Below are 13,597 nucleotides of genomic sequence, written 5' to 3'. Positions count from 1 at the left end.
ACACTGCTGGTATGGAAGACGCTGACGTTTATGCCATCTCCGTCGAAGTCGCGCCGCGCTTCCTCGACGATCAATCCGCCCCGGAAGACGGTCGCTTTGCGTTCGCCTACACGATCCGCATCCACAACCAGGGGCGGGTCGCGGCGCGCCTGGTCGCACGCCACTGGCGCATCACCGATGCCAATGGCCGTGTCGAGCATGTCGATGGCGACGGGGTGATCGGCGAGCAGCCGCGGCTGCGCCCCGGTGAAGACTTCCGTTACACGTCCGGTGTCATGCTGGGGACCGATCACGGGACCATGCAGGGGCACTACGACATGGTCGCCGACGATGGCACCGAATTTGCCGCGCCGGTCGCACCGTTCGTGCTGGCCGTCCCGCGTACCCTGCACTGACACGGAGGCCGAACGATGAGTGTGTGGGCGATCGGCGACCTGCAGGGCTGCTATGACGTCACCCAGCGATTGCTGGAGAAGATCCGCTTCGACCCGGCGCAGGACACCCTGTGGTTCTGTGGCGACCTGGTCAATCGCGGCGGCCAGTCGCTGGAAACGCTGCGGCTGGTGCATTCGCTGCGCGAGCACAGCGTGGTGGTGCTGGGCAACCATGATCTTTCGCTGCTGGCCGTCGGTGCACGCACCGAAGAGGAACAGCGCAAGGTCAACCCGGACCTGCTGCGCATCGTGCAGGCCGAGGACCGCGACGAACTTCTGGACTGGCTGCGCCTGCAGAAGCTGGTGCACGTGGACCGCGAGCTGGGCTGGATGATGGTGCACGCCGGCCTGGCGCCGAAGTGGACCACGCAGATGGCCGAGAAGCATGCCGCCGAGGTCGAGGTGCAGCTGCACGGCGCCGGCTACCGCAAGCTGTTCCGCAACATGTACGGCGACAAGCCGAGCTGGGCCCCGAACCTGTCCGGCTACGACCGCTCGCGCGCGATCATCAACGTGCTCACCCGCATGCGCTACTGCACCCCGCGGGGGCGCATCGGCATCGAGGACAAGGGCACGCCGGGCACGCAGGAACAGGGGCTGTATCCCTGGTTCGAAGTGCCGGGCCGGATCGAGCGCGACCTCAAGGTCGTCTGCGGCCATTGGTCGGCGCTGGGCCTGACCATCACCCAGGGCGTGCACGCCATCGACACCGGCGCGGTGTGGGGCGGCAAGCTGACCGCGATCCAGCTCGATACCGACGAACTGCGCGTGGTGCAGGTGCCGGGCCGCGATGTACCGGCACCGGTGCCCAACGCCCGCCCGCCGGCGCGACCGGCGCACGAGCGCCCCGCCACTGCGGCGCAGGGCAAGGAACAGGGCGGCGGCAACGCCGCCGCTGCCAACCCGGGCAACCGTGGCCCACGCCGTCGTCGCCGTCGTGGTGGCGGCGGCACGGGTGGCGGCAACAACAACAGCACCCCGCCGCAGGCATGACGCGGCGCAGCTGGGCACCATGGACGGTGCTGCTGCTGCCGCTGGCCCTGGCCAGCGGCTGCCAGCCCGGCTCGCCGCCTGCTCCCACGGCTGCGGATAGTGCTGCACATGCGCCGACGCAGCCGCAGGCCCCTTCGCCGCCACTGGTGGCCGCAGCACGCGCGCAGATCGGCGTCACCACCCGTTACGATCCCGCCTACCAGGTGCTGGCCTATCCCGGCGGTGATGTGCCACTGGATCGCGGCGTGTGCACCGACGTGGTGGTGCGCGCCCTGCGCAGCCAAGGCCTGGACCTGCAGGCACGCGTGCACGAGGACATGCGCGGCAACTTCAGTGCCTATCCGGCGATCTGGGGCCTGTCACGACCGGATCGCAACATCGATCATCGTCGCGTACCGAACCTGATGCGCTGGTTCGAACGGCAGGGCTGGCAGCAACCGATCACCGCCCTCGCCACCGACTACGCAGCCGGTGACATCGTTGCCTGGAAGCTCAACGGCAACGGCCTGCTGCACGTGGGCATCGTCTCCGACCGGCAGCTGGCCGATGGCACGCCGCTGGTACTGCACAACATCGCGCGCGGCACCCGCGAAGAGAACCTGCTGTTCCAGCACGCGATCATCGGGCATTACCGGATGCCGTAGGCAATCCTGTAGAGCCAGGCCATGCTCGGCTATGGGATGTGTCCGCGGAAAGCAGCCGAGCATGGCTCGGCTCTACAGGTGCGTTGCGATCAGCGGCGCACGTAGTGCACGAAGCGGAACGCGTACGCGTGGCGTTCGTCGGCCGGGTGCGGCTCGCTGCTCACTTCCTGCCAGTCCTGCGCATCCACTTCGGGGAAATGCGTGTCGGCGGGCACTTCGGCATCCACCCAGGTCAGGTACAGGTCACTGGCCTGGTCGAGCAGCTGGCGGAAGATCTCGCCGCCGCCGATGATGCACAGCTCGCTGGTGCCCTCGCCTTCGGCAATCGCCTTCGCCTCGTCCAGCGACGCCACCGCGCGCATGCCCTCGAACGGCACCTGGCCGCTGCGGGTCAGCACCAGGTTGGTCCGCCCCGGCAGCACGCGGCCGATCGATTCGGCGGTCTTGCGCCCCATCAGGATCGGCTTGCCGAGGGTCAGCGCCTTGAAGTGCTTGAAATCATCCGGCAGGTGCCAGGGCATGGCATTGCCCTGGCCGATGCCGCGGTTGCGGTCCAGCGCCACGATCATCGAGAGCTTCATTGCGCTCACACCGCCACCGGTGCCTTGATGGCCGGGTGCGGGTCGTAGCCGTCGATGCGGATGTCGTCGAACTGGAAGCCGAACAGGTCCGTCACCTCCGGGTTCAACCACAGCTTCGGCAGCGCGCGCGGCTCACGCGACAGCTGCTCGCGGGCCTGCTCGAAGTGGTTCGAGTACAGGTGCGCGTCACCCAGCGTATGCACGAAGTCGCCCACGCCCAGGCCGGTGGCCTGCGCCACCATATGGGTCAGCAGCGCGTAGCTGGCGATGTTGAACGGCACGCCGAGGAAGATGTCGCCGCTGCGCTGGTACAGCTGGCAGCTGAGCTTGCCGTCCACCACGTAGAACTGGAACAGGTTGTGGCACGGCATCAGCGCCATCTGCGAAAGCTCGCCCACGTTCCAGGCGCTGACCACCAGCCGGCGCGAATCAGGATTGCGCTTGATCTCGTCCACCAGCCACTGCATCTGGTCGATCTCGCCGCCGTCGGCAGTGGCCCAGCTGCGCCACTGCTTGCCGTAGACCGGGCCGAGGTCGCCGTTCTCGTCGGCCCACTCGTCCCAGATCCGCACCTGGTTGTCCTTCAGGTAGCCGATGTTGGTGTCGCCCTTCAGGAACCACAGCAGCTCGTGGATGATCGAGCGCAGGTGCAGCTTCTTGGTGGTGACCAGCGGGAAGCCTTCGTTGAGGTCGAAGCGCATCTGCCAGCCGAACACACTGCGGGTGCCGGTACCGGTGCGATCGCTCTTCTCCGCACCGTGTTCCAGCACGTGCGAGAGCAGGTCCAGGTAGGGCTTCATGCCTTGCCCTCGGCAGCCACCGGCAGCTGCGGCTGCAGTACCGGCGCGCGGCGCGACATCACCAGCAGCACCAGGCCGAAGGCGATCAGCGGCAGGCTGAGGATCTGGCCACGGGTCAGCCAGTCGAAGGCCACGTAGACGCCGTTGTCGGGCATGCGCACGAACTCGACGGCGAAGCGGAACAGGCCGTACATCAGTGCGAACAGGCCACCGACCAGATAGCGATGACGCGGCTTGGCCGACACCGTCCACAGCACCACGAACATCACCAGGCCTTCCAGGAACGCCTCATACAGCTGGGAGGGATGGCGGGCGAACTGATTCAGCGCGCCGGTCGCGAACTGCGCCTGCAGCGTTGCGTGGTCGAGCTGGTTCAGTGGGGCCGGCAGGCCGGACGGGAAGACCACGCCCCAGGTACCGTCGGTGTACTTGCCCCACAGCTCGGCACCGATGAAGTTGCCGATACGGCCGAAGCCCAGGCCCAGCGGCACCAGCGGCGCCATGAAATCCATGGTGTCGAAGAAGTGCAGCTTGTGCTTGCGCGACCACCACCAGCAGGCACCGAGCACGCCCAGCAGGCCACCGTGGAAGCTCATGCCGCCGTCCCATACCTTGAACAGCAGCAGCGGGTTGTGCAGGAAATCGCCCAGCGCGTAGAACAGCATGTAGCCGATGCGCCCGCCCAGCACCACGCCGAGCATCGCGTAGAACAGCAGGTCCGAGAAGCCGTTGGCATCGACCCCCGGCAGGCGCCCGTCGGCGATGCGCTTGCGGCCCAGCAGCCAGGCCGCAGTGAAGCCGAGCAGGTACATGATGCCGTACCAATGCACCTTGATCGGCCCCAGCGAGAGGGCGATGGGGTCGATGTCGTGGAAATAGATCATGGAAGGTGCCTTGCGGTTGAACGCCTATTCTCGGGCCAGTGCGGCCCCGGCTCAACCAAGGAGCTGGGGCGTGTTGGGCAGGCCGTCATCGTCTGACCGCATCGAGGCCGGAAAGTGCCCCTCCACCAGGGTCGAGACTTCCTCAATGGCGCCACGCAGCGCCTCGACCGGGTTCGGCCCGCGCAGCCCCTCGCGCAGGTGGGTGCAGACCCGCTGCCACTGCGCCTGGCTGACCCGGCCCTGCAGGCCACGGTCGGCGACGATCTCGATCGCGTGGTCGGCCAGCAGCAGGTAGATCAGTACACCGTTGTTGTGGGTGGTATCCCAGGTGCGCAGGCGCGCAAAGGCATGCTCGGCGGCCTGGCGCGGGGTCACCCTGTGCCACAGCGCACCCAACGGCAGGTCCGCTTCCACCGCGAACATCACCTGCCCGCCGTGGCGCTGCTCACCGGCCGCGATGGCCTCGGTGATCGCCTGCAATGTGGCGGGCGGGAACGCGCGCCGTACCGACGGCGAAAATACATGGCGACATAGACGTTGGATCATCACCAGCCTCCCGAAGCACCGCCGCCGCCGGAACGGCCACCACCGCCGCCCCAGCCACCACCACCACCGAATCCACCGCCGCCGAAACCGCCTCCCCCGCCCCAGCTGCCGCCGCCCCAGCCGCCGCCACCGGCAAAACGGCCCGGATGGCCGGAGAGCATCGCCACGATCAGGCCCACGATGCCGGCCACACCACTGGCCAGGACGGTGGAGGTGAACACGAAGGCCAGCAGCGCTGCACCGGCGCCGCCGAGCAGGCCACGCAGCGGACGCGGCACGCGCGAGAACACACCGCGCAGGATGCTGCCGGCGAACACACCGATGAACAACGCCAGGAACCAGCTGTCGCCGCCACCGCCAGGCTCCCGCCCGCGATGGCCGCTGACCGGTGCCGGCAGCGTTTCGCCATCGATCAGCTTGACCAGCACCGCCGTGGCATCGGTGATGCCGCCGGCGTAGTCGCCGCTGCGGAAGCGTGGGACCAGGTATTCCTGGATGACCCGGTTGGCGATGGCATCGGGGATGGCGCCTTCAAGACCATAGCCCGGCTCGATGCGCACACGCCGGTCATCCTTGGCCACCACCAGCAGCACGCCGTCATCCACGCCCTTGCGGCCGATCTGCCATTGGTCGAAGACCCGCGTGGTGTACTGCGCGATGTCCTCCGGCTGGGTGGTCGGCACCACCAGCACCTGCAGCTGGCTGCCCTTGCGCTGCTGCAGGTCAGTCGCCTGCTGCACCAGCGCCTGCTTCTGCGTGGCGTCCAGCGTGCCGGTGGTATCGACCACCGGCGAATCCAGCGCCGGAATCGGCGCCAGCTGCTGCGCCTGCGACGCCAGCGGCAGCCACAGCAGCAGGGCCAGCAGCGCAGTGGCCAGGCGCATCGGTCAGTGGCCCGGCTGCGGTGCCGGCTGCTGCTGCGGCGCGTTGCCGAAATCGACCGCCGGCGCATTGGAGATCTGCGCTTCGTTGTCCACGGTGAAGTTCGGCTTGGTCTTGTAACCGAAGATCTTGGCGGTGATCACCTGCGGGAACGAGCGGATGTAGGTGTTGTAGTCCTGCACCTGCTGGATGTAGCGGCCGCGCGCGACGGTGACGCGGTTCTCGGTGCCTTCCAGCTGCGCCTGCAGGTCGCGGAAGTTCTGGTCGGACTTCAGCTGCGGATAGTTCTCGCTGACCACCAGCAGCCGCGACAGCGCGCTGCCGAGTTCACCCTGGGCCTGCTGGAACTGCTTGAGCGAGGCTTCGTCGTCGGCGTTGACGTTGATCTGGCCGACACGCGAACGGGCGTTGGTGACTTCGGTCAGCACGCGCTCTTCCTGGCTGGCGAAGCCCTTCACGGTCTGCACCAGGTTGGGCACCAGATCGGCGCGGCGCTTGTACTGGTTGATGACCTCCGACCAGCTGGCCTTGACCGCTTCATCCTTCTGCTGGATGGCGTTGTAGCCGCAGCCGGACAGCAGGGAGGCCAACAGCATCAGGGGCAGGACGCGGGTGAACAGGCGCATGGCGGAGGTTCCGGGTGGGCTTGGCGCCGAGCATGCCATGGTTCGGGTGAAAGACCGGCCATCGGGCGCCGCCCCCTCCGCGGTGGGGCGTGCTCATGGATCGCCTGGGTAGTCCGGGCGGGTGGGCATGGCGGGGGACGCCGTGAATTCGTCCGTGGAGGCTTAGCCGCGCCATCCATGGCGCGGATACCCCCGCCACGCCCACCCGCCCGGCCACGGACAATTTCCTGCGCACCGCGGGAAGATCAAAAGAAAAATCAAAAGCAAAAGCCGGTTCTTCAGGCATTTGTGTCGACCAAGGTCGACACCTACCGGAGGAGGACGCCGTTCCGGCAGACTGCGGGAAACTGTCGAAGGCGGGGTGGGTCAGTTTGCGGGGGCGTGAGCGCCTTGGATGGCGCGACCGAGCCTACATGGACGTACTTGCGGCGTCCCCCGCAAACTGACCCACCCCGCCATCCCACGGAATGCACGCTGTTGCTGTTGCAGTGGCCTCGGCGGGTGCAGGGCTGCAAGCCCTGCCGGAACCCCACATCACTCAGCAGGCTTCGGCCACCGCAGTACGAGGACGCCCCAGCCACGCCAGCAGCAACCCCGAGGCCGCCAGCAGGCCACCGGCTACCGGAATCGCGGCATAGCCCAGGCCCGAGCTGATCACCGCACCGCCCAGCGCCGCACCCACGGCATTGCCCAGGTTGAACGCACCGACGTTGATCGACGATGCCAGGCCCGGCGCCTCGCTGGCCGCCTGCATCACCCGGATCTGCAGCGGCGGTACGAGGGCGAAGGTCGCCGCGCCGAACAGCAGCACACCGAGGGCAGCGGTGGCGTGGCTCATGAAGGCCAGCGGCAGCACGAACATCAGCACCGCCAGGACGGCCAGCAGGATGCGGGTGGCGCCATCCAGCGACCAGTCGGCCATGCGCCCACCGATGCCGTTGCCGAGGGTGAAGCCGATACCGATCAGTGCCAGCGACATCGCGATGAAGCCGTTGGAGGCACCGGTCAGTTCGGTCAGCACCGGCGCTACGTAGGTGTAAAGGGTGAACATGGCACCGGCGCCGAGCACGGTGGTGGCCATCGCCAGCAGCACCGGCGGCTGCAGGATCGCCTTCAGTTCGCGGCGCACGTCCGGGCGCGGCCCCGGTGCGGACGCCGGCAGCGCAAAGCCCAGCGCGGTGATCGCGACCAGGCCCAGCACCGCCGTGCCGGCGAAGGACAGGCGCCAGCCGAGCTGCTGGCCCACCCAGGTGGCCAGCGGTACACCGCCGATGTTGGCGATGGTCAGGCCCATGAACATGGTGGCCACGGCCGCGGCCTGCTTTTCCTTCGGCACCAGGCTGGCGGCGACCACCGCACCGATGCCGAAGAAGGCACCGTGGTTGAGGCTGGTGACCAGGCGCGACAGCAACAGCAGCCCGTAGTTCGGGGCCAGCGCCGACAGCAGGTTGCCGACCACGAAGATCGACATCAGCAGCATCAGCGCGGTGCGCTTGCCGAAACGGCCCATCAGCAGGGTCATCACCGGTGCGCCCAGCATCACGCCCACGGCGTAGGCGGTGATCAGCATGCCGGCGGTGGGAATGCCGACACCCACGCCGTCGGCGATGACCGGCAGCAGGCCCATCGGGGCAAACTCGGTGGTTCCGATGGCGAAGGCGCCGACGGCAAGCGCCAGCAAGGCGGCTCTGGAATTCATGGAGGTTTCCTGGGGGGCGGGAATCGGGAGTGCGTAGCCTGCGCGCTTTGCCACACCGGATTAAGCCTCGCCCCGGGAAAACACTGTTGATCCTGATTCACAAGTGGAGGCCGGAACCCCGCTGCAAGTGCAAAAACCGCAGTGCCGTTGTAGAACCGGGCCCCCACAACGCAGAACCCCCAGCCAGGCCGGGGGTTCTGGGTGACACACGTGCCAGTGGCGCGCTTACCAGTTGCCGGCGCCCGGCACGTGGTGTTCGCGGGCGCGGCGGCGCATCAGCAGGTTCAGCCATTCCACCAGCACCGAGAAGCCCATCGCGGCGTAGATGTAGGGCTTGGGCACGTGCACGTCCAGGCCGTCCAGGATCAGCACCGCACCGATCATCAGGATGAAGGCCAGGGCCAGCATCTTCACGGTCGGGTTGGCGTCGATGAAGCGGCCCAGCGGGTTGGCGGCCAGCAGCATCACCAGCACCGACAGCAGGATGGCGGCCACCATCACCGGGATGTGGTCGGCGATGCCGACAGCGGTGATCACCGAGTCCAGCGAGAACACGATGTCGATCACCGCGATCTGGGCGATCACATAGCCGAACACGGCCGAGGCCTTGGTGGTGCTGGGATCTTCGTCCTCGCCACCGCTGATCAGTTCCTTGATCTCCATGCAGCCCTTGATGATCAGGAACAGGCCGCCGACGATCAGCACCAGATCGCGGATGGAGATGCCCATGCCGGCCACGGTGAACAGGTTGGCCGCCATGTGCGCCAGGTAGGCCAACGACACCAGCAGGCCGATGCGGGTGATGCAGGCCACCGCGATGCCGAGCTTGCGGGCGAACGGGCGACGCTCTTCCGGCAGCTTGCTGACCGCGATGGAAATGAACACCAGGTTGTCGATGCCGAGCACGATTTCCAGCGCGCTGAGCGTGAACAGGGTCACCCAGGCATTGGGGTCGGCGAGGAACTCAAAGGACATGGAAACTCTTCAAGGCAGTGGGGGAATGGGGTTTCAGCCGTAGTTGCCGGCCAGCGCGTGCGGAACCACGACCAGCGCCCAGCACAGCAGCACGTTCATCATCAGCACGAACACCGCCGCCGAGCCCATGTCCTTGGCGCGGCCGGCCAGCTCGTGGATCTCGCTGCCGTAGCGTTCGATCACCGCTTCGATGGCCGAGTTGGCCAGCTCCATCGCCAGCACCAGCAGCATCGAGCCGATCAGCAGCGCGCGTTCGACCGGGGTCTGGCCCAGCCAGATCGCGACCGGAGTCAGCATCACCAGCAGGTACACCTCCAGCCGGAACGAGGACTCGTGCAGCCAAGCGGCGCGCAGGCCCTGCCAGGACCAGCGGGCGGCCTGGAAGATGCGGCGCGGGCCGCGGGGCATGTGGCCGAACTGATCAGCCACGGGTGGAACATCCAGCAACAGGGGCGCGGCGCAGCGACCGCTCAGACGCACGGCAGGGAATCATGGGTGCACAGGAATAGGCAGATGGCCGCCATTTTGCCACAAGGCCGCCAACCGCACCCCGCGCCGGCCCGCTGAACGGCCTGCCAGGGGCAAGCACCGGGCTGGGCCGTGCTCCTATGATGGAGGCCCCCTTGCCTGCTGGAGCGCCTGATGTCCCGTCGCCGTACCTGCCTGCTGATGCTGGGCCTGCTGACTGCCGCACCGCTGGCCCTGGCCCTGAGCCCGGCCAAGCCGCCGCAGGTACCCGAACAGGTCTCCAACGTGGCCTGGGCCGGCGACATGGCCCGCTTCGCCAGCGCCGACCAGTCCAACCCGCCGCCGCGTGGTGGCATCGAGTTCATCGGCAGCTCCTCGATCCGCTTCTGGGAGAGCCTGGCCACCGACTTCCCCGGCCAGCCGGTGTTCAACCGCGGCTTCGGCGGTTCGGAAGTGCGCGACAGCACCTGGTATGCAGACCGCATCGTGGTGCCTTATGCGCCGTGCAAGGTGTTCTTCTACGCCGGCGACAACGATCTCAACAGCGGCCGCAGCGCCGTGCAGGTGCGCGACGACGTGGTCGCCTTCGTGCAGCGCGTGCATCGCGACCTGCCGAAGACCAGGGTGGAGTACCTGTCGATCAAGCCGAGCCCGTCGCGCGCGCAACTGCTGCCGGCGATCAACGAAGCCAACACGCTGATCAAGGCCGCGCTGGCCAAGCTGCCCAATACCGGCTTCACCGACATCTACACGCCGATGCTCGGCGCCGATGGACAGCCCGACGCGACGCTGTTCCGCGAGGACATGCTGCACATGACCCCGGCCGGGTATGCGATCTGGACCAGGGCGTTGGCGCCGAAGGTCAACTGCAACTGAGGCGGACGTGCGCCGGGCATGGCCCGGCGCTACCGCAACACTATCCACGCATGGCGTGGATCTACTGAATTCATCCACGCATGGCGTGGATCCACTGCGGATCGCGGGGAACTGTCGAAGGCGGGGCGGTGTGGGTGTGCAGGACCGTTGGCGCCATGGATGGCGCCATCGAGCCCCCATGGATGGGTTTACGGCGTGTCCTGCACACCCACGCCGCCCCGCCACTCCTCGGAATGCCCGCTTTTGATGTTGATGTTGCCTCGGCGGGTGCCGGGCGCAGCCCGGCCAAAGCCCACTACCGGAAGATCACCGTGGCTTCGGTGCCCTTGCCGGGCTCGCTGGCCAGGCTGACTTTCCAGCCGAAGCGGTCGCACAGCCGGCGTACGATCGACAGGCCCAGGCCGGTGCCCTGCGGGCGGCTTGGCTCAGCGCGGTAGAACGGCTCGAACGCGCGCGACAGCGCCTCGGCGGACATGCCGATGCCAGTGTCGCGCACCACCACCCGGTCATTGAGCACGTGCACGTCGATACGCCCTTCGTCGGTGTAGCTGCAGGCGTTGCGCACCAGGTTGCTGACCACCACCTGCAGCACCCGCGGCGGTGCGTGCAGCTGCACCGGGCCTTCGCTGTGCAGGTGCACCGATACCGGCCGGTTGCCCAGCAGTTCGTTGGCGTTGTCCACCTCGTAGCGGACGATGTCGTTGACGTCGAACAGCTCGATCTGCGGTTCGACGTCGGCCTCGCGGGCCAGGATCAGGAACGCATCGATCACCGCCTCCATGTCACGGCCGGCACGCTGGATGCGCTGCAGGCTGCGGCGCAGGCGCGGCTGCAGGGTTTCATCGCCCAGGGCCATGTCGCTGGCCACGCGGATGACGGTCAACGGCGTGCGCAGCTCGTGGCTGGCATCACGGGTGAAGTTGCGCTCGCGGGCCACATGCGCGCTGACCCGGTTGGCCAGCGAATGCAGCGCGGCCGCCAGCTGCCGGGTCTCGCCCTGCATGTCCGCGGGCAGCTTGTTCGGCTCCAGGTCGGCCGCCTCCGGGTGGCCAGGGTCCCAGCGCGAGACGCGCCGCGCCAGCCAGTTCACCGGCGACACCAGGCGCTTGGAGGCCCGGTAGGTGACCCAGCTGGCGCCATACACCGCCAGCAAGGTCAGCAGCACCGGCACGATGCCGAACCAGAAGGCCAGCATTTCCGCGCGCGATCGCAGGAATACCAGGTACAGGCGGCCGGCCGGGCGCACATCGACCAGCACCAGCTGGTCATCCTTGGGCAGCTCGTGGAAACCGGGCTCCAGGTTGCGCAGGTTGGCCGGCAACGACAGCGCCGACTGCCCGCTTTCCAGCAGGTAGCCGCGGATGTTCTGGGTGTTGGGTGGCGGCTGCACCGGCGAGGCCTCGTGCAGCGTCCAGTAGTACGCCGCTTCCTCGCGCAGGGCCGCGCCGACCAGGCTGTGCTTGATCACCAGCGAGACCAGCCAGGCACCGAGCAGGATGCCCAGGCTGGCCAGAACTGCCTGCAGGATGAAGGCGATACGGATCTTGCGCGGCAGGCCGTGCGGCATTGCGGGGTCCCGGTCAGAGCGCTGCGATTATAGGCAGCGCACTGCGCCGTAGTCGTGCACGGACGATGACCGGCGGCAACGCCGGCCGGTCATCCCCTGCTCCGTGCATGGCCGTTGCCCGGCCGGGCCTGCAGCTGCACCGGCACGGGCCTCGATCAGGCCATCGGCTGGGCGATATCGGCAATGCGGTAGCCGGCGCTCTGCACGGTGTGCAGCAGCGGACGGTCGAACGGCTTGTCGATGATCTTGCGCAGGTTGTACAGATGGCTGCGCAGGGTGTCCGAATCCGGCAGGCCATTGCCCCAGATCTCGCGTTCGATCTCCTGGCGGGTGACCACGCGCGGCGATTCGCGCATCAGGATGGTCAGCAGGCGCAGGCCGATCGGCGACAGCTGCAGCTCGGTGCCGGCACGGGTCGCCCGCATGCTGACCGGGTCGAGCACCAGGTCGGCCACCTTCAGCACCTCCGAACCGACCTGGCGACGTTCGCGACGGATCAGCGCGCGCAGGCGGGCTTCCAGCTCCTGGATCGCGAACGGCTTGGTCAGGTAGTCATCGGCGCCGAAACCCAGCCCGGTGAGCTTGTCGTCCAGGGTGTCGCGTGCCGTGAGCATCAGCACCGGTGTGGACTTGCGCGCATCGTTGCGCAGGCGACGGCATACTTCGATGCCATCCAGGCGCGGCAACATGAGATCGAGCACCACGACGTCATAGCTGTTTTCCGCCGCGAGGCGGTAGCCATCCAGGCCGTCCTGTGCATAGTCGACTTCGAAGCCGCGACCTTCCAGGTATTCCCCGATCATCTCGGAGATGTTGCGGTTGTCTTCGACCACCAGCACCAAGCCGGAAGTCTCCTTCGTCTGACGCATGTGATTCCCTCTAACTTCAGCTTTGTGAAACATGCCGGATCGACGGTGGACGTGATGTGAAGTTCCGTCAAGAGGAAATCAAATGGTTCAGAGCAGCGGCCTGAGCAGCGGCCAGACGTTGTCCAGCACCTTCGGCTGCGCCTGTGCCGTGGGGTGCAGGCCATCGGCCTGCATCATGCCCGGCTGCAGGGCCACGCCTTCCAGCAGGAACGGCAGCAGCGGCACCTTGTACTGCGTGGCCAGCGCCTTGTAGGCCGCCGCCAGGCGCTGGCGATAGGCCGGCCCATAGTTGGGCGGTACGTCGATGCCCAGCAGCAGCACCTTGGCACCGGCCTTCTGGCTGGCCTGCACCATTTTTTCAAGGTTGCCCTGCACCTGCGCCGGGGTCAGCCCGCGCAGCGCGTCATTGCCGCCCAGCGCGATCACCACCACGGTCGGCTTTTCCTTCGCCAGCAGGCCCGGCAGGCGGGTCAGCGCGCCGGCGGTGGTTTCCCCGCTCATGCTGGCATTGACGATCCGCGCCGGGGTTTTCGACTGCTGCCTGACCCGCTGCTGCAGCAGGCTGACCCAGCCGGCGTCGGCAGGGATATTGTGGGCAGCACTGAGGCTGTCGCCGAGCACCAGCACGGTGCCGGCCGGACCTTTGGCACAGGCCAGCCCGGGCAGCAGCAGGAACCCTAGCAGCAGCACCATCATCGCGCCGGCTCGCCGGCTCCATCCCGTCTTGCGCATTGGAGTCTCCTCATCGACAGC

16 protein-coding genes are annotated in these 13,597 nt (G+C 67.5%); 4 read left to right on the top strand and 12 right to left on the bottom strand.

Features of this window, described 5'->3' with window-relative positions:
• The first annotated feature begins 11 nt into the window (after window positions 1-11).
• Genes apaG through ACUZUJ_RS03565 form a run of 3 tightly spaced genes read left to right on the top strand, consistent with a single transcriptional unit; the run spans window position 12 to window position 2,071 of the window.
• Window positions 12-395 carry a Co2+/Mg2+ efflux facilitator ApaG/CorD gene (gene apaG, locus ACUZUJ_RS03575; protein ID WP_008268668.1) on the top strand — a complete coding sequence of 128 codons (384 nt, stop codon included), beginning with the start codon at window positions 12-14 and terminating at the stop codon, window positions 393-395.
• 15 nt (window positions 396-410) lie between these two features.
• Window positions 411-1,427: a symmetrical bis(5'-nucleosyl)-tetraphosphatase gene (locus tag ACUZUJ_RS03570; RefSeq protein ID WP_119007417.1), complete on the top strand. Its 1,017-nt coding sequence runs from the start codon at window positions 411-413 to the stop codon at window positions 1,425-1,427.
• Window positions 1,424-2,071 (top strand): DUF1287 domain-containing protein, encoded by a 648-nt coding sequence (locus ACUZUJ_RS03565; protein WP_049443630.1) that lies wholly within the window; start codon window positions 1,424-1,426, stop codon window positions 2,069-2,071. Before ACUZUJ_RS03570 ends, ACUZUJ_RS03565 begins: the two co-directional genes overlap by 4 nt.
• An 89-nt stretch (window positions 2,072-2,160) precedes the next feature.
• Here the strand turns inward: ACUZUJ_RS03565 and ACUZUJ_RS03560 are convergent, their stop codons facing one another.
• The 9 genes from ACUZUJ_RS03560 to ACUZUJ_RS03520 form a co-directional block, all read right to left on the bottom strand.
• Window positions 2,161-2,652, bottom strand: a complete 492-nt coding sequence (locus ACUZUJ_RS03560) for a dihydrofolate reductase (protein WP_014036033.1) — start codon at window positions 2,650-2,652, stop codon at window positions 2,161-2,163.
• Window positions 2,653-2,657: 5 nt separating this feature from the next.
• Complete coding sequence (locus ACUZUJ_RS03555; RefSeq protein WP_049443628.1) at window positions 2,658-3,452, bottom strand: thymidylate synthase; 795 nt, start codon at window positions 3,450-3,452, stop codon at window positions 2,658-2,660.
• Window positions 3,449-4,336 carry a prolipoprotein diacylglyceryl transferase gene (lgt, locus tag ACUZUJ_RS03550; protein WP_049443626.1) on the bottom strand — a complete coding sequence of 296 codons (888 nt, stop codon included), beginning with the start codon at window positions 4,334-4,336 and terminating at the stop codon, window positions 3,449-3,451. Before lgt ends, ACUZUJ_RS03555 begins: the two co-directional genes overlap by 4 nt.
• A gap of 51 nt (window positions 4,337-4,387) precedes the next feature.
• Window positions 4,388-4,882, bottom strand: coding sequence for a TPM domain-containing protein (locus ACUZUJ_RS03545; RefSeq protein WP_049443625.1), 495 nt, complete (start codon window positions 4,880-4,882; stop codon window positions 4,388-4,390).
• Window positions 4,882-5,766, bottom strand: a complete 885-nt coding sequence (locus ACUZUJ_RS03540; protein ID WP_119007419.1) for a TPM domain-containing protein — start codon at window positions 5,764-5,766, stop codon at window positions 4,882-4,884. The genes ACUZUJ_RS03545 and ACUZUJ_RS03540 overlap by 1 nt, the downstream gene beginning before the upstream one ends.
• Before the next feature lie 3 nt (window positions 5,767-5,769).
• Window positions 5,770-6,390 (bottom strand): LemA family protein, encoded by a 621-nt coding sequence (locus ACUZUJ_RS03535; RefSeq protein WP_014036028.1) that lies wholly within the window; start codon window positions 6,388-6,390, stop codon window positions 5,770-5,772.
• 538 nt (window positions 6,391-6,928) lie between these two features.
• Window positions 6,929-8,089 carry an MFS transporter gene (locus ACUZUJ_RS03530; RefSeq protein WP_101764943.1) on the bottom strand — a complete coding sequence of 387 codons (1,161 nt, stop codon included), beginning with the start codon at window positions 8,087-8,089 and terminating at the stop codon, window positions 6,929-6,931.
• 225 nt (window positions 8,090-8,314) lie between these two features.
• The gene (locus tag ACUZUJ_RS03525; RefSeq protein ID WP_458220782.1) at window positions 8,315-9,064 is read right to left on the bottom strand and encodes a TerC family protein; all 750 of its coding nucleotides are present in this window, start codon (window positions 9,062-9,064) and stop codon (window positions 8,315-8,317) included.
• A gap of 33 nt (window positions 9,065-9,097) precedes the next feature.
• A complete protein-coding gene (locus ACUZUJ_RS03520; protein ID WP_049443619.1) occupies window positions 9,098-9,493 on the bottom strand; it encodes a diacylglycerol kinase in 396 nt (131 codons plus the stop codon).
• Window positions 9,494-9,706: 213 nt separating this feature from the next.
• Between ACUZUJ_RS03520 and ACUZUJ_RS03515 the strand changes: the two genes are divergently transcribed.
• Window positions 9,707-10,408, top strand: coding sequence for an SGNH/GDSL hydrolase family protein (locus ACUZUJ_RS03515; protein WP_458220781.1), 702 nt, complete (start codon window positions 9,707-9,709; stop codon window positions 10,406-10,408).
• Window positions 10,409-10,703: 295 nt separating this feature from the next.
• On the opposite strand, the gene ACUZUJ_RS03510 is transcribed toward ACUZUJ_RS03515, so the two are convergent.
• The 3 genes from ACUZUJ_RS03510 to ACUZUJ_RS03500 form a co-directional block, all read right to left on the bottom strand.
• Complete coding sequence (locus tag ACUZUJ_RS03510) at window positions 10,704-11,975, bottom strand: sensor histidine kinase (protein WP_164115831.1); 1,272 nt, start codon at window positions 11,973-11,975, stop codon at window positions 10,704-10,706.
• Window positions 11,976-12,130: 155 nt separating this feature from the next.
• A complete protein-coding gene (locus ACUZUJ_RS03505; protein ID WP_002811889.1) occupies window positions 12,131-12,844 on the bottom strand; it encodes a response regulator transcription factor in 714 nt (237 codons plus the stop codon).
• Window positions 12,845-12,931: 87 nt separating this feature from the next.
• A complete protein-coding gene (locus ACUZUJ_RS03500) occupies window positions 12,932-13,576 on the bottom strand; it encodes an arylesterase (protein WP_049444410.1) in 645 nt (214 codons plus the stop codon).
• Between the last annotated feature and the right edge of the window lie 21 nt (window positions 13,577-13,597).

The organism is Stenotrophomonas sp. S4 (assembly GCF_054187805.2).
This window is presented reverse-complemented; position numbering and strand designations above follow the sequence as displayed.